This window comes from Pantoea sp. 1B4 (assembly GCF_016925765.1).
GTDB lineage: Bacteria > Pseudomonadota > Gammaproteobacteria > Enterobacterales > Enterobacteriaceae > Pantoea > Pantoea agglomerans.
In genome coordinates this window covers 1-15,774 of sequence record NZ_JAEUWZ010000003.1, presented here as the reverse complement: position 1 = coordinate 15,774, position 15,774 = coordinate 1, and the positions used below count along the sequence as shown (strand labels likewise).

12 protein-coding genes and 3 pseudogenes are annotated in these 15,774 nt (G+C 55.3%); 6 read left to right on the top strand and 9 right to left on the bottom strand.

What is annotated here, in order from left to right; genetic code table 11:
* Positions 1 to 26: 26 nt before the first annotated feature.
* Complete coding sequence (locus JNO11_RS19810) at positions 27 to 830, top strand: MBL fold metallo-hydrolase (protein WP_325177711.1); 804 nt, start codon at positions 27 to 29, stop codon at positions 828 to 830.
* An 88-nt stretch (positions 831 to 918) separates the two neighbouring features.
* Here JNO11_RS19810 and JNO11_RS19805 read toward each other — a convergent pair whose 3' ends face one another.
* Both JNO11_RS19805 and JNO11_RS19800 read right to left on the bottom strand, forming a co-directional pair.
* Positions 919 to 1,233, bottom strand: coding sequence for a HigA family addiction module antitoxin (locus tag JNO11_RS19805; protein WP_325177710.1), 315 nt, complete (start codon positions 1,231 to 1,233; stop codon positions 919 to 921).
* A gap of 99 nt (positions 1,234 to 1,332) precedes the next feature.
* Positions 1,333 to 3,871, bottom strand: a pseudogene (locus JNO11_RS19800) (excinuclease ABC subunit UvrA).
* Between the two features lie 663 nt (positions 3,872 to 4,534).
* Between JNO11_RS19800 and JNO11_RS19795 the strand changes: the two are divergent.
* Positions 4,535 to 4,663, top strand: a pseudogene (locus tag JNO11_RS19795) (STM2901 family protein); the annotation flags it as partial.
* Positions 4,664 to 4,680: 17 nt separating this feature from the next.
* On the opposite strand, the gene JNO11_RS19790 reads toward JNO11_RS19795, so the two are convergent.
* A protein-coding gene (locus tag JNO11_RS19790; RefSeq protein WP_088234235.1) for an IS3 family transposase occupies positions 4,681 to 5,828 on the bottom strand; the annotation gives its coding sequence in 2 pieces (ribosomal slippage) (positions 4,681 to 5,591 and positions 5,591 to 5,828; 1,149 coding nt in all).
* A 64-nt stretch (positions 5,829 to 5,892) separates the two neighbouring features.
* Here JNO11_RS19790 and JNO11_RS24870 point away from each other — a divergent pair.
* From JNO11_RS24870 to JNO11_RS19780, 3 genes and pseudogenes are all read left to right on the top strand, one after another.
* Positions 5,893 to 6,227, top strand: a pseudogene (locus JNO11_RS24870) (STM2901 family protein); the annotation flags it as partial.
* Positions 6,221 to 6,514 carry a DUF1493 family protein gene (locus tag JNO11_RS19785; protein WP_325177709.1) on the top strand — a complete coding sequence of 98 codons (294 nt, stop codon included), beginning with the start codon at positions 6,221 to 6,223 and terminating at the stop codon, positions 6,512 to 6,514. The pseudogene JNO11_RS24870 and the gene JNO11_RS19785, both read left to right, overlap by 7 nt.
* Before the next feature lie 99 nt (positions 6,515 to 6,613).
* Positions 6,614 to 7,707 (top strand): IS3 family transposase gene (locus JNO11_RS19780; protein WP_187501847.1). Its coding sequence is split into 2 segments (ribosomal slippage): positions 6,614 to 6,845 and positions 6,845 to 7,707, totalling 1,095 coding nucleotides; the frame shifts between segments, so codons are not numbered across the junction.
* Positions 7,708 to 7,920: 213 nt separating this feature from the next.
* Here the strand turns inward: JNO11_RS19780 and JNO11_RS19775 are convergent.
* From JNO11_RS19775 to JNO11_RS19765, 3 genes are all read right to left on the bottom strand, one after another.
* On the bottom strand, positions 7,921 to 9,399 hold the full coding sequence (locus JNO11_RS19775) for a DUF2382 domain-containing protein (RefSeq protein ID WP_325177708.1): 1,479 nt from the start codon (positions 9,397 to 9,399) through the stop codon (positions 7,921 to 7,923).
* Positions 9,400 to 9,683: 284 nt separating this feature from the next.
* A complete protein-coding gene (locus tag JNO11_RS19770; protein ID WP_325177707.1) occupies positions 9,684 to 9,806 on the bottom strand; it encodes a hypothetical protein in 123 nt (40 codons plus the stop codon).
* 49 nt (positions 9,807 to 9,855) lie between these two features.
* On the bottom strand, positions 9,856 to 10,254 hold the full coding sequence (locus tag JNO11_RS19765; RefSeq protein WP_325177706.1) for a pyridoxamine 5'-phosphate oxidase family protein: 399 nt from the start codon (positions 10,252 to 10,254) through the stop codon (positions 9,856 to 9,858).
* Between the two features lie 260 nt (positions 10,255 to 10,514).
* Here JNO11_RS19765 and JNO11_RS19760 point away from each other — a divergent pair, with 260 nt between their 5' ends.
* Positions 10,515 to 11,099, top strand: coding sequence for a GNAT family protein (locus tag JNO11_RS19760; RefSeq protein WP_325177705.1), 585 nt, complete (start codon positions 10,515 to 10,517; stop codon positions 11,097 to 11,099).
* Positions 11,100 to 11,154: 55 nt separating this feature from the next.
* Here the strand turns inward: JNO11_RS19760 and JNO11_RS19755 are convergent, their stop codons facing one another.
* The 3 genes from JNO11_RS19755 to JNO11_RS19745 all read right to left on the bottom strand — a co-directional run bounded on the left by JNO11_RS19755 (position 11,155) and on the right by JNO11_RS19745 (position 15,730).
* Entirely contained in the window at positions 11,155 to 13,290 is a 2,136-nt protein-coding gene (locus JNO11_RS19755) for an EAL domain-containing protein (protein ID WP_325177704.1), read from the bottom strand.
* Positions 13,291 to 13,695: 405 nt separating this feature from the next.
* Positions 13,696 to 13,935 carry a hypothetical protein gene (locus tag JNO11_RS19750; protein WP_010256895.1) on the bottom strand — a complete coding sequence of 80 codons (240 nt, stop codon included), beginning with the start codon at positions 13,933 to 13,935 and terminating at the stop codon, positions 13,696 to 13,698.
* A 361-nt stretch (positions 13,936 to 14,296) separates the two neighbouring features.
* Positions 14,297 to 15,730, bottom strand: coding sequence for a methyl-accepting chemotaxis protein (locus JNO11_RS19745; protein WP_325177703.1), 1,434 nt, complete (start codon positions 15,728 to 15,730; stop codon positions 14,297 to 14,299).
* Positions 15,731 to 15,774: the final 44 nt, after the last annotated feature.

Sequence of the window (15,774 nt, the reverse complement as noted above, 5' to 3'; positions counted from 1 at the left end):
CCCCCCATTGTCCCTATGGAGGCCCGATGAAAATTCACCACCTTAACTGTGGCTGTATGTGTCCGCTGGGCGGCGCGTTCTATGATGGATTCAGTAAAGGCCTGAAAGCACATCTGGTCTGTCACTGTCTGTTGATTGAGACGGATTGCGACGGGCTGGTGCTGGTGGATACCGGCTTTGGTCGCCAGGATATCCATACGCCCGGCAGCCGCCTGTCCGGCTTTTTCCGCGCATTAAACAATATTCAGCGCCGCGATGAACTGACCGCACTGTCACAGGTTACGTCACTGGGTTTCCGGGCTGAGGATGTGCGGCATATTATTCTGACCCATCTCGACTTCGATCATGCTGGCGGACTAACCGATTTTCCGCAGGCGCGAATCCATCTGTTGCAGCAGGAGGTTGATACTGCGCATCAGCGCCATAGCTGGCTGTCACGGGAACGTTACCGGCCCGGACAATGGGGTGGGATCAGCAACTGGGAGACCTATCAGCCGCAGGGAGAAAAGTGGTTTGGTTTTGAGGCGGTTAATCGCCTGCGTGACTTACCGCCGGAGATTTTGCTGGTGCCGCTGGCGGGCCATACGCCGGGTCACGCGGGTATCGCGATTCAGCAACCCGATGGCTGGCTGCTGCACGGCGGCGATGCCTGGTTTTACCGCGGCGAAATGCGGCAGCAGACGCGACACTGCACGCCGGGACTGCGCTTTTACCAGTGGATGATGGGCATGGATAACGTGGCCAGACGACACAATCAGCAGCGACTGCGTGAGCTCTCCTGCCAGCGCGGCGGCGAAATCACCTTTTTTTTGCAGTCACGACGCCCGTGAGCTGGATGCGTTACAGGTTAATGCGCCGCTGCGCTGATGAGATAAAAGGTTTGTTTTGGCGATGAGGAAAGCCGCTTCGGGGCGAGAACTATACCGTCTCGTCCCGCAATAATGATGCTACGATCCCTGGATGCAGAGGAACGCCGGAAACATCTGTAGTTTCTCGCGCCTTATGCAGATCACATGCGGCCTGCATGGATAACCAGAGCCGTGCCGCAATACCCAGACCCGCCTCCAGCCGTACAGCCATTTCCGGGCTGACGAAGGCTTTACCGCTAGCCACTTTGCTAAGCGAAGCTGCGGAAACGCCCAGCTGTTTAGCCAGACTGCGCAGGCTGATGTCGTTATCTTCGAGATATTCCGCTATCAGGCCACCAGGGTGTGGCGGATTAAACATTGCCATCAGTGATAATCCTCAAGGTTGAGATTTGACGGGCTTTGAAGCCAGCCCCTGAGCCCTCAGACTACATCACCTTTAGCGGAAGATATCTCTACCGCCCGATTACTCCGGATCGCCCGCCCTCTTTTTCAGCTGTGCGGAAAGCCAGGGCGCAGTCAGACTCTCTGCAGATGCGCTGACCTCTTCCGGTGAGCCGGAGGAGACAACCCTTCCTCCTTTAAGACCCGAGCCGGGACCCAGATCAATCACCCAGTCCGCCTCTGCCACTATGCGCATGTTGTGTTCCGCCATAATTACGGTATGACCACGCTTTACCAGTTCATCCAGCACTACCAGCAGCTTATCCATGTCAGACGGGTGCAATCCTGTTGAAGGTTCATCAAGCAGATAAAGCGTGGGCGTACGCTGGACCCGCTGCAGCTCCCAGGCAAGCTTGATACGCTGGCACTCGCCGCCCGACAGTTCAGTGGCGGGCTGACCCAGGGTCAGATATCCCAGCCCCAGCGACGTCAGTGCCTTAAGCGAACGCTGGATCCCGTCATGTCCATGAAACACCTTAGTGGCGTCGTCCACGGTCAGATCAAGCACATCCGCTATCGTCAGGTTGTTCCATTTCACCTCCAGCGTTTCGGGGTTATAACGGCTTCCCGCGCAGACGGAACAGGTTGCGGTAGCGCTCGGCATGAAGAGCAGCTCAATCGAAATCTGTCCCTGCCCTTCACAGGCAGGACAGCGTCCGGCTGGCAGATTGAATGAAAACCGGCTGGCGCTGAAGCCTTTGGCTTTCGCCGCGTCGGTGTCTGCAAACAGCCTGCGGACGATATCGAAAAATCCGGTGTAAGTGGCCAGATTTGAGCGTGGTGTCCGGCCAATAGGACGCTGATCGATTCTGACCAATCGGCCGATGGCGTCACTTCCGCTGACAACCTGACCCTTAACGTGCGGCACCAGATCCTCTTCCTCGCCCTCCTCGATGTCAGGCGTTTTGTCAAAACGTCCGAGCATTTCCGGAAGCACGCGATTCAGCAACGTCGATTTTCCGGAGCCGGACACGCCGGTGACGGCCGTCATTCTCCCCATAGGGATGGCGATATCCACTCCGGCAATATTGTTGCAATAGACCTGTTCAAAGCAGAGCCAGCTCTCTGCGGGCCGGCGCTGGCGCAGCCCGGTATAGTTTCGTGAGAAAAGATAGCCCGAGGTGGGTGACGCACTGACTTCTTCAAGCCCTGCTGGTTCGCCGTTATAGACGATCTCGCCGCCATGCGTTCCCGGGCCGGGGCCGACCTCAATGAGCCAGTCTGCCTCGGCGATGAGGTCAATATTATGTTCGACGACCACCAGCGAATTACCGGCACGCACCAGGTTCTTCAGGGATGCGAGCAGCGATTTGACATCATCGGGATGCAGCCCGGCTGACGGCTCATCCAGCACATAAAGCACGCCAAACAGCCGCGATATCAGCTGGGTGGCCAGACGCACGCGCTGCAGCTCGCCGGATGAGAGTACGGTGGTACGGCGTCCCGGCGCCAGATGACCCAGACCCAGCGTTTCCAGCTGCTCAAGCCGCATACAGATATCCGACGCCATCCGGATGACCGCCTCACGCAGTGCCGCCTCTGCCGGCAGGTCCGGTGATGCGCCACGCGCATAAGGCTTCAGCAGTTCAGCGAGCTCAGAGACCGACAGCTCACTCAGGCTGGCAATGTCATGACCGGCAAAGGTCACGGACAGCGCATCCCGGTTTAGCCTTTTACCGTGGCATTCAGAACAGGGAGTGACCGTCACAAAGCGCGCCAGCCGTTTCTTCGTCGTCTCGCTGCCACCCGAATAACTCTGCAGCACGATTTTTGCTGCACTGGTGTACGTGCCGGTATAAGCCGGCTCTTCGCCCGCCGCCAGGGCGTTTTCGCGCTGCTCAGCATTCAGACCGACAAAAATCGGCACCGATGGCTGTTCGTCAGTCAGCAGTATCCACTGCTGGTCGCGGGCTGAAAGCGTATTCCAGGGCGCATCGACATCGTAGCCGAGCGTCTCAAGGATGCTGCGCAGATTTTTGTTATGCCAGCCTCTGGGCCAGGAAGCGATAGCCCCCCTGGCGGATGCTCAGTGAGCTATCCGGCACCATCGACTCGGTTTTAACGGTGTGCACTCTTCCCAGTCCCTGGCAATGCGGACAGGCACCTTCAGGATTGTTAGGCGAGAAAAAATCGGCGGTCATAAAGGGAACGCCTTCAGGCCTTACGCCCGCACGGGAAAACAGCAGACGCAGCGTGACAGAAATCCGGGTGAGGCTGCCCACCGTTGAACGCTCCTGCGCGCCAGCCCGGCTCTGCTGAAGCGCCACCGCGGGTGGAAGTCCGTCAATATTATCCACATCCGGTGCAGCAGCCTGATCGATCAGACGACGCGCATGTGGCGACACCGACTCGATAAACCGGCGCTGGGCTTCCGCATAGAGGGTATCAAAGGCGAGGGACGATTTACCGGAGCCTGAAACCCCGGTGAACACCACCATGGCGTTACGGGGAAATCGCAGCGAAACATCTTTGAGATTATGTGTTCTTGCACCCTGTACCGAGATATAAGGATCAATGTGCTCATCAGCGCGGTAATGATCGGCGTTGCGTTGTTCTGTCATGATTTCCCTGATTGATAATGCACGGCAGATTCACGATCGCCTGCCGTTAATGACTAAAAATTGCAGATGCTAATCCGGCGTTCAGGCTATCCGGCCCGTTTGGGGATAGAAACAACAGCAAGGGTAGTCAGGGATCGCGGTCTGCACAACGCGAGGGGGGGTTCATCGCTTCGTGGCAGCACAGACTGGTAAGCAGCATGTACAGGAAGCCTTCTTATCTCTTAAGAAAACCCTGGAGCAAACTTAAATAAGGCAAAGCCGTCACTAGCAAATCGCTTATGTGACTCTAATGTAGATTCCTGTGGTATCGATAAATGCAGGTCTATGTAAGGTATGGATATAGACAATGGGAAATGTTTAATACCCCAGGAACCTTTCTATAACCTTTATCTCTCTATGGCCAGGTATGCACCCCAGAGTGCCTGATGATGCCCCGCTCCCGTTATTCAGCGCGCTGACGGCATAAAAAATCATTTAAGACATAAGGATAGCGAAACCATGCCCATTTCTGAAATGATGCCGCGAGTGCCTGTAGGGAGATGAGGTGAAATTACCGTTTTTTTTTATCCTGTCCCAGACCGTCAGGTTGTCAAGCATGAACGCGCGAGGTATTGTTTAAAAAGCATCAGGATGATGAATGAAGTGAACTTGTGGGAGCTGGCAGTGGATACGACTGAAGAACTCAATAACACCTATTTCTACGCAGGTAGACCGAACCTCACCGCTGGTGAGCTCTTTTTCATGATTTTCTGTGAAGAAGTCGCTGAACAGCTGGGCATTGATGACTTCGGTGAATCGCCACGGATAATCTAGACACTTCCGAGCCGTTGATAATACTGGTTTTCATATTCTGTCGGTGGCATCTGATCGCTAGAACCATGCCGACGCTTACTGTTATAAAACATTTCGATGTAATCAAAAATATCGCTGCGGGCTTCTTCCCGCGTTCCGTAGATCTTTTTCTTTATCCGTTCGCGTTTCAACAACTGGAAAAAGCTTTCTGCAACCGCATTATCATGGCAGTTACCGCGACGGCTCATGCTGCCCTCCAGGCCGTGTGATTTCAGGAACGACTGCCACTCATGGCTTGTGTACTGACTGCCCTGATCCGAATGAACCAACACCTGTTTTTGGGGATTACGCCGCCATACAGCCATCAGCAGTGCGTTCAGGACAATGTCCTTTGTCATCCGGGATTGCATGGACCAGCCGATAATTTTGCGTGAGAACAGATCAACAACCACGGCAAGATACAGCCAGCCTTCGTGGGTCCTGATGTAGGTTATGTCCGTTACCCAACGCTCATCCGGAGCATCCGGATTGAACTGTCGCTGGAGCCTGTTGGGCGACACGATACTGGCCTCGCCTTTACGTGCCCGCGGGCTCCGGTATCCGACCTGAGCCTTTATCCCGACACGTTTCATCAGTCGCCAGACTCTGTTCACTCCGCACTGTTGCCCGCTGTCCCGCAGATCCAAATGGATTTTGCGATAACCATAGACGCATCCCGATTCCAGCCAGAACTGTTTAATCTGTCCTGTCAGTCTTAGGTCTGCCTGATGGCGTTGTGAATGCGGCTGCTGAAGCCAGGCGTAAAAACCACTGGGATGAACATCCAGCACCCGACAGAGCAGGCGAACAGGCCAGCAACAGATGTTGTCACGGATAAAGGCGTACCTCAGTCGGACAGCTTTGCGAAGTACGCCGCGGCTTTTTTTAATATGTCCCGTTCGTCGGTAACCCGCTTCAGCTCTTTCTGGAGACGGCGGATCTCGGCCTGAGCATCTGACTCTTCTTTATTAGTGGAAGAATCTGGACCGTACTTCTTTATCCAGGCGTAAAGGCTGTGGGTGGTGATATCGAGACGTGTTGCAACGCTGGCAACAGAATAACCGCGATCAACAACCTGTTTGACTGCTTCAATTTTAAACTCTTCGGGATAACGCTTACCGCTCATGGACACCTCTCTTTAAGCCATCTTAAATGACTCTGAGGTGTCTGTTAAACCCGTGGCGATTCACGGAGCGATCGTGGCCATCCTGTCTGGACGTAATGTCCTGACTACCCGCACCAAACCGCGCGATGCTCTCAAAGGTACCTCCTATGCCTCACGGGCAGCACGCAGAGTATTCCCTAACGCCAAGTTTCCTTTCGGCATACAGCTCCCCACCATCGTAGGGGGGATACCCGCCCCGGACCGCGCGTATCCTTTTTTACGCATAAGCTCAGCACCTTTGTTGGTCGGGCGATACCCGTCGTGGGCTGGGTGATTCTGGCAAGAGACGTTGCCGATATCAGTTTCAATTCGGTCAGACTGTACAATGCCATCGCTCGCGGGGAGGATAAGTTATGGTAGATGACACACAGGCACGCGTAATGGCACTCATTGAGCCGTGGAACGGCCGATCGCTGCTTACGTTCCGGAAAAAAACACTCACGCCAGAGATGTCGCTTAATCAGGACATGAAGCTTGACCCGGAGGACGCTGCGGGATGCCTTCAGAACGTCTTCGATGCGTTTGGAATGGATTCTGATCTGGTGACTTTCAGCCTCTACTATCCAAAAAACCCGCGCGAGGCCATCCCTCTTACTATCGGGATGGTAATCGAGTCAGCCCGTGCCAGGCGATGGTGCTATGACTGATATGACCTGCTCCCCGTTGATTAGTACACCCCGATGTTAGTAATGTCTTCATAAGCCACATGAGGGCATCCCCATGAAGAAGCGTTTTCCTACGAACAGATCATCAGTATCCTCCGCGAGGCCGAAGCCGGGGTTTCTGCACGGGAACTCTGCCGTAAGTATGCTATTTCAGACGCTACTTTCTACACCTGGCGCAAGAAGTTTGGCGGCATGGAAGTCCCTGAGGTAAAGCGGCTTAAGTTACTTGAAGAGGAGAACGTCCGCCTTAAGAAGCTGCTCGCCGAAGCCATGCTGGATAAGGAGGCGCTTCAGGTGGCTTTGGGTCGAAAGTTCTGACGACAGACCAGAAGCGGGAAGCCGTGGAAGTCATATGTGATGCAACGGGTCTGTCGCAACGTCGTGCCTGCAGGCTGGCAGGTCTGTCTCTTTCAACCTGCCGTTATTCAGCTCAGCGTCCGGCTGCTGACGCGCAGCTATCTCTACGCATCACAGAGCTGGCACCTGAACGCCGTCGCTTTGGTTACCGGCGGATCTGGCAGTTATTGCGTCGTGAGGGCCTTCACGTCAACCACAAGCGGGTATACCGCATTTATCACCTTAACGGCCTGAGTGTGAAGCGCAGACGACGTCGTAAGGGTCTGGCGACTGAGCGGCTTCCGCTGCTTCGCCCGGATGCGCCCAATCTGACCTGGTCAATGGATTTCGTCATGGATGAACTGGCCACCGGTCGCAGGATCAAGTGCCTTAACTGCGTCGATGACTTCACAAAGGAATGCCTGACTGTCACTGTTGCCTTTGGGATTTCAGGCGTGCAGGTCACGCATATTCTGGACAGTATTGCGCTGTTTCGCGGATATCCGGCTACGATAAGAACTGACCAGGGGCCGGAGTTTAACTGTAGAGCACTTGACCAATGGGCCTTTGAGCATTGCGTGGAGCTGCGGCTTATTCAGCCCGGTAAACCGACACAGAACGGATTTATTGAGAGTTTTAACGGACGCTTTCGCGATGAATGCCTGAATGAACACTGGTTCAGCGATATTGTTCATGCCCGGAAAATCATTAATGACTGGCGGCAGGACTATAACGAGTCCAGACCTCATTCATCGCTGAATTACCAGACGCCGTCTGAATTTGCAGCAGGCTGGAGAAATGGAAAATCAGAAGATAAACAAACCGACATTACTAACTGATCGTTGTATCTAATACTAGGGGCAGGTCACGAATAACGTACACACACTTAAGACGAGAGCTCTATACAACTTTCAATGTGGCCATTCTCCGTCAACGGGTGTCAGGTCTAAGTGATGCCATTAAATTGCCTACAGAATTTCAGTGTGATTTATGAAAAAAACCCGTCTGCGACGGGTTTTCAGGCATAGAAGGCGACAATCACCGCTCCGGTATTACGGCTTTTTAAACTTGTCTTCGACTTTCTCTTTCGCTTCTGCGATTTTATCACCAGCTTTCTCAGCAAAACCCTCTTTATGCGCTGGCTCGCTGCCTGGCGTTACCGGACGAGTGTCGTGGTCAGCGCGGGCCTGACGTGTGCTTTCAAGCAACGGATCGGCCACAGTACGATTCCCGGTCAGCCGATCTGCGCCGAGAGGATCTGTACTGGCATGGTCAATATCCACTTCCTGACGGCGTACCGAATCGTTGATAGTTTCAACCCGATCGCTTGTCTCTTTGCGTAACACCACCTCTTCAATGATCTCCGCGGTCTTATTAATCACGGGCTGCTCATGCGTCTCTTCCACTTCGACAGTTTTTTCAGACCAGTCAACATGGGTGGGTGAACCTGATTCATTCACCGGACGACGGAAGATTGCGGCGTGCTGCTCATGCAGCGAGACATTTTCTGAGACCTGATCGGTGACAGTGTAGCGGCGAACGCGGGTTGAACCTTCGCTGACCAGACGTTTACCCACTTCCAGTCGCTCCTCGGCAAGACGCAGTACATCCTCGTCACTTTCGTCACCGGTCAGGGCGGTACGGGCAGCGCCACGATGGGCAGGATCGGTAGAGAGCGGATCGACGGCGGCATTATCCTGAAGCGTTCCACTGGCAGATGAAGTCAGACCATCACTGGTCGCGTAACCGGGCGCGTAATCATCGGGCAGCGCCGCACTGCGCTCGGTAAGTTCTTCATGTGCATCAAGGATGCCCAGGGCGCGAGGTAACTCATCTTCATCGGCCCGCAGCGACAGCACTACTCCGCCGGTTCGCATCGCGTCTTCATACACTTCGGCCTGATCCTCCTCCAGCGTATTGCCGAACAGGCGTTGCCAGAAGCCAGGGTGACGGGCCTCCTGACCTTCGGTACGCAAACGATCACCGGAGATGATATCAATGTCATCATCCAGGAACCCGGCCTTGATCAGGTTACGCTTTGCACCCTCTGCCAGTGAGATATTGCTGAACATTGTTACGATTGTTTCACGCGCCATGTTGTGTTCCTCGGTGATGGATTCGGACGGCTCTGAATAGGGTGTTCGGGTCAGGTGAGCATGCTGTTTGCGCAGGGAAACAACCTGTTCTGTCGCTTCTTCACTGACAACTTTGCGGATATGCCACTCCTCTTTCAGCACCAGATGACGAACGATCTCGACTTCCTCTTCAACGACAGGAATGATCAGAACGCCATTTTCTTCACGGATTGCCGGCATCTCAGCCAGCCGTTCCGATTTAGGAATGCGTTCTATTTCCGCCGTCTGGTGCCGGAGCATCAGCGCAATCTTCTGCTGATGCTCAGTGACCTGTCGGGTAACCCTGACATGACCGTCGATGACCCGCTGTTTTGAGACCTCAACGGTTTCCTCCGCCAGGCTTATCACCTGGTCGCTACCCTCTGACCCTGGTTTTTCAGGAGGTTGATTGTTCATGTTTAACCTGCCTGTGATACAGAGCGATCATTTGTACTTTTCTTTACCTTGAGCATAAGTCACTGCTTTTCGGTTAGTTAAAGCCTGGCACAAACAATGACAAAAGATAGGAAAAAGCAGAAAAACGCCATTATATGAAGATAACGTGGTGCTAAAATCGATTAAGCGGTGCGGCAGATAAAAAACAGCTAACGAAGCGGCAGACAGTGAAATCTCTTTTATCGCGTGCGGAAAGAGGATCAATCAGGTGTTAACCCGACCCGAAGTGAATCAGGCATATCGGGTCAGGGGTTAAGCCATTCGCTTTCCTGCAGTTCGCCATTAGCCGAATAGCGAAACAGGGCGCGCTGATTTTCGTTTCGCTGAAGCTGATAGGCGTCCAGCACACTGGCCTGCAAAATCACCACGCCAAAGCGGGATTCCCCGGTTTCCGTTGCTGCCGCGTCAGGCGTCTCATCAGCCGTTGCCCGTGCTTCCCCCCGGAGGTCCGCCGGTGTAAGTCTGCCGCGTGTGCTGCGGTAACGCACGCCAGGCTGCCCGGGCAACATCACTTCCCGCCGCATAACACGCAACCCGCCCTGCCAGCCGTAACTGCAGGCGACGCTGATGGCAATATCCCAGCACGGTGACCTGCGGATTCGCCGCCATCTCCTGCCACTTCGGGCTGCGAACATCCGTATGAAATGTCAGCATCCTGCGGTCGTCGGCACACTTGCGCAGAACCACGGTGCGCGCCTGAGGTTGTAGCAGAGCATCGACCGTACAGAGCATCAGATAACGAAATCCACCCTGTGGATCGGTTGCAGATTCCTGCAGCGCAGCCCAGGCTCCAGTTTCAAACGTTTTCAATTCCATGGGGATTACTCTCATCAGGATCAATTTTCAGCCATCTGGCTAAAAGCGTAGCAATGAAGTGGGCAGAAGGCCTGACAGCGCAGCGATAAGAGCAAATGTGGCAAGCGGGAGCTGGACAATGCACGAGAGCAGGAGCTGTTGAGATAGCGTCGGGATTGCGGGATACCTCGCAGAGCGGCAAAAGCGCGTCCCGCCAGTCAGCCACTCTGTGTTATTTTTGCGCCATCGCCACAGAGATCCGATCCGCAGGGAGTTGCACGATGACAACTGAAGAGTCTGCTAAAGTACCGGCTGAAATACCGCTGAAAGTCACCTCGCCGCGCCTGACTTATCGGCCACTTCGTCAGGAAGACTGGCCCTTCTATCTGGCAGTCAGTCAGGATAGAGCGGTGATGCAGTACATCAGCGATCCGCGCAGCGCTGAAGAGATCAGAACCCACTCATTTGATGTCCGCCTGCCCGCCTGGTACAAGGGCTGCAGGCACTGGCTCTGTCTGGTTATCGGAGAAAAAACATCCGGTGCTCCGGCTGGCTTTTGCGGGTTTATCGATCGTGGAGAGGGTATTGCGGAGTTTGGCTTTATTCTGGCCGCAGATGCGCAGGGCAAAGGCTACGGCAGCGAGTCTCTGCATGCCATTATCACGTTCTGCTTTGAGCAACAGGAATACCGCAAACTGATCGCGACGGTGACAGCAGGCAATGCGGCCTCACGCCGGACCCTGATTTCAGCGGGCTTTGTGCAGGAGGGGACGTTGCGGCAGAACTTCTTCCTCAACGGCCAGTGGCAGGATGACTGGATCTTCGGCTTGCTGAAACAGGAATACCAGCCCGCACACTCACCCTGAGGCGCAGACTATCAGCGTCGGGCATCCTCCGCTACGCTCGCCACAATCAGACCGATTAGCGTGGCGTAACGTCATAACCGCTGGCGATAGCGATAGCGGGCGCACAGTGCTCCTCTCCGCACAGCATCGCCTCAAAGTCCGCCGGCGTCAGTGGCTGGCACAGGCCATTGCCCTGCATAATGTCGCATCCGGCGGCCGTAACAAAAGCGATCTGCTCTTTGTCTTCCACCCCTTCGGCGGCCACCCGGATACCCAGGCTTTTGCCGAGCGCGGTAATGGCCCGGAACATCATACGCACCCGCATGCTGGAACCCAGTTCGTGCGTCATCGACTTATCGATTTTAAAACCCGTCACAACGCTATAGCGCAGCAGGTTAATCGCCCCTAGCGTACGCCCGTAATGATCGATAACGAACGAGGCTCCCGTTCGGCGTACGGCGTCAACCTGAACCGGCATATCCTGCATCAGCACGGCCAGCAGTGGCTCATCCACTTCCAGCTCAACAAAACCGGCATCGCCTCCGGCACTCTCACGTATTACCGTCTCCAGGCTGTTCCCTGCCAGCTGGCGCGGAAACAGGTTAATGCTGACGCGAAGCTGAGGAGAGCGAACCTGCCACTGCCGGACCTGTGCCAGAGCACTGCGGATGATCCATTCACCCAGCGTGACTGAAAGCGGACTTTTAACCAGCATGCCGATAAATTCAGCCGGCAACAGCAGCCCGCGCGTCGGATGCTGCCAGCGCACCAGCGTCTCGCAGCCAATAAGCTTTCCGCTTTCAACGTCGTAGCGGGGCTGATAGTAAAGAGTGAACTGCTGCTGCCGCACCGCCGTTTCCAGTTCGCGCTCAAAACGGCGCCGCTGCTGCTCCGCTTCACGAAACGCGGGCATAAACAGTATGCTGCAGCCTTTACCCGACGCTTTGGCGCGATAGAGCGCCAGATCAGCGGCAGACATCACCGAAGAGGGATCCCTGCCGTGCTCCGGATAGGAGGCGATGCCGGTGCTGGCACCGACCACCACTGGCGAGTCGTGATAGCGGAACGGCGTCTGAACGGCCGCAATCAGTTTCTCCGCCGTGATCGCCGCCTCAGCGCTGCCGCCCGCTAACAGGATCACAAATTCATCACCGCCCAGGCGCGCAGCCGTCACAGCACTGGCGCAGACCGCACGAATCTGTTCGGCAACGTGACACAACAACGCATCGCCTGCAGCATGCCCCAGCGTATCGTTAACCTCTTTAAAACCATCGAGATCGGTCATCAGTAACGTATAGGGGACGCCCGCCCTGGTCAGCTGGCCGACCTGATCCATAAACGCGCTGCGGCTGGCGAGACGTGTCAGCATATCCAGTGAGGCCAGCTCACAGAGCCGCGCCTCACTCTCATAGCGGGCCGTGACATCGCGGATGATCATGCCCACCAGCCGTTCGCCCTCTTCACGCCAGCCCGAAAAAGAGACCTCTGCCGGAAATTCACGACCTTCACGCGTGACACCCCATATCTGCAAAGAGCGTGGGTGCGAGATAGCTGCTTCGTCAGAGGTAATCCGGACCAGTTCATTACGGTAGTCAGTCTGACAGCGAGCAGGGATCAGCTCGCTGATATACTGGCCGCGCATCTCCTCTGCGCTGTAGCCGAACAGCGCGGTGGCGGCCGGGTTCCAGAAGGTTATGCCACGCCGAAGGTCGGTGCAGACAATGGCGTCAGGCGAAGTGGATGAGATCGCCTCGAGTCGCTGCTGGCTGGTGTAGCGCAATAACTCCAGACGATGCATCTCCATGCGATCCATCACCAGGGCAGCAATATCGTTCAGATGCTTTCGATCCTCTGCAGTTAACGGCTCACGAGGATGGCTGTCGGTCAGGCAGACCGTGCCAATATGATGCCCATCCGGGGTCGAAAGCGGGATCCCCGCGTAAAAGCGGATAAAGGGGTAGCCGTGAACCAGCGGACTGTCGCGGAAGCGCGGATCTTTCAGCGTATCGGGCACGCAGAGGATATCGCCCTGCGCCAGCGTATGGTGGCAGAAGGCGACGTTGCGTGCCGTACCTGAAATATTTAAACCGTACCGGGAGGCGAAGAACTGCCGCTTTTCGTCGATAAGCGAGACAAAAGCGACCGGCACCCGAAACAGCCGCGCGGCAAGCGTAGTGAGGCGATCCAGCGCATCGGTCGGCGGTGAATCCATCAGATGATACTGCTTAAGTGCGTCGAGGCGAGCCGCCTCGGCATCATGATAAACTGGACGTTTCAGCGTAACTCTCCTCTGATGTTATCTGCTGTGGCTGGCCTGACACAGCATAAAGAGGACACGTTCAATCAGACAGAACGCGCAGAGTTCGCTGCCGATCCGTTGCCGGAAGAAAGGCCCGTCAGTAAACCCGGCAGCAACAGGTTGCCGCGCTGAGTCCGATAAAGCTGACACCGCAGACAGCGAGGCATCAGTTAATACGTTATGCCTGCCAGAGAGAGTGCGGCGGACCGCCCAGGATTATCTGGCCAGAGCATATCAGACAGGCGGTAATGCGCCTCGCTTAGCTCTCTATATCGGCCCGACATGACTTTACTTAAGAGAAAACAGAGGATGAACGCCTTACTTTTTCAGCTTTGGTACCAGTTGATAGTGCGGATGCTCTCCGGCGAGCAACATCAGCAGTTCATATTCTCCCTGGCTGAGCAGCGCAGGATTTTTCGATGCTTCTTTGGTCTGCCAGACACGCTGACTAAGATCGAAACGCTCGGCTGCAATCTCCTGAGAGAGACCGGCCGCAAGGCGTAGCTCACGTACGTTGTGCTGGACGGCGACAGGCCGCTGTAAAATTTGATTTCCCATATAAACGCTCCGCATACGGTGCCCCGGCGAGATGGCCGGGCGGAAGAACACGCCTGCGGCCAAAACATAAATTTGAGTTAAGTTTTAACAGCCCGGCGTTTTACACTTATCAGGAAAGCGTAACGCACCAGTAAAAACAGAGAAAATAACCTGAATTATATTTAAATCGCTGCCCGGATAATTTTTGCACCGCTGAGAATAGTAATTGCCATTCTGAATGGTTGCGTTGATCGAATGATGATCAACGTCAATCACACGCACAAAAAATGACCGTTTCATCCCTCTTTTAAAAAGAGTGAATATTAATCGTTATTCCGTGCCGGACAGACATTATCTACAGTTCAGAAAATATTTGTTCAGGCTATGCCCGAGCAAATGTTGCCCAGCCGCCTTTTTCATCAGGCGTGACGCGTTTAGGCTCTACGGCAAGGGGGTGGTGCGGCAGGGTAAAGCGCGTAATCACGCTGCCCAGCGTTTCAGTCTGTCCACTAAGACTGTCTGCTGTCGCCGAAACCTGCTGAACCAGCGTCGCATTCTGCTGCGTTACGCGGTCAAGTTCTGCAACGGCGACCGTGACCTGGGCAATCCCTTTACTCTGTTCATCCGAAGCCAGCGCAATCTGTCCGATCAGTTCATTCACGCCGCCGACGCCGCGCAGCACGGCCTCCATGGTGGTTCCTGCGCTCTCAGCCGCCCGCCGGCCATCGTCAACGCGTGCCACGGTATCGGCAATCAGCTCTTCGATCTCTTTAGAGGCAGCAGCACTTCGCTGTGCCAGTGAACGTACCTCACTGGCGACTACCGCGAAGCCGCGGCCCTGTTCACCCGCACGGGCAGCTTCTACAGCGGCGTTTAACGCCAGAATGTTGGTCTGAAACGCAATACCATTAATAGTGGTGGTGAACTGCCGGATTTTTTCTGATCCCTGAGCGATGCTGGTGATGGCTGCCGATACCAACTGAACGAGTTCCACGCCCTGCTGAGTCGTATCCGTGGTGCTGGCAGCCAGTTCACGTGCCTCGCGGGCATTCTGTGCATTGTGACGCACGGTGACGGTAATCTCCTCCATGCTGGCTGCGGTCTGCTCCAGTGCAGCAGCCTGAGTGGATGTCCGGTCGGAGAGATCGGCGTTACCCGCAGCAATGTCCCCCGCTTCACGATGAAGAATGGCTGCGTTGTCACGGATAGCGCTGACCGTCTGCAACAGACTGTGCTGCATCTCTTTGACCAGCGGCACCAGTTGCCCGACACAGTTGCGCCCCAGATCTTCCGGCTCGCGCGTCAGATCGCCATCGGCAATAATTTTTAAATGACCGCGAATTTTACCCACCGGACGCACCAGATGAACGACCAGATAGCGGTCGCAAAACAGCAGCAACGCCACTGCCGCCAGCAGTGCTGCCAGCAAGACGCCCTCAAGCCGATGCCGGTCAGCATTCAGCGGGGCCTGATTCCCGGCCAGCTGCTGCGTCACCTTGTCCAGCTGCGCACGGGCAACCTTTGCGTATTCTGAGGGAGTTGTCGTGAGTGCCGCGCGGACGTTATCCCAGTCAGCATCGGCCGGGGTTGAGGCGACAAGCGCGTTTTTATCGGCTGGCGTACCGCTCTGCATGACGATAGCGCTGTGCGCCAGAAAGCTCAGTTGCTGCGTCAGAACGGCTGAACGATCGGTTTGACGAAAGATATCGCGCACGACCTGGCTGCTGTAGCCGCCGGCCAGCACGACGATGCCCAGTGAGACGATCATCATCCACAGCACAACGCGGCGGATAGTGAAATGCCTGAGTGAATTCATGAGGTTTCCCCGATGTTGTCATTTGTGTAGTTAAAATTAAACAA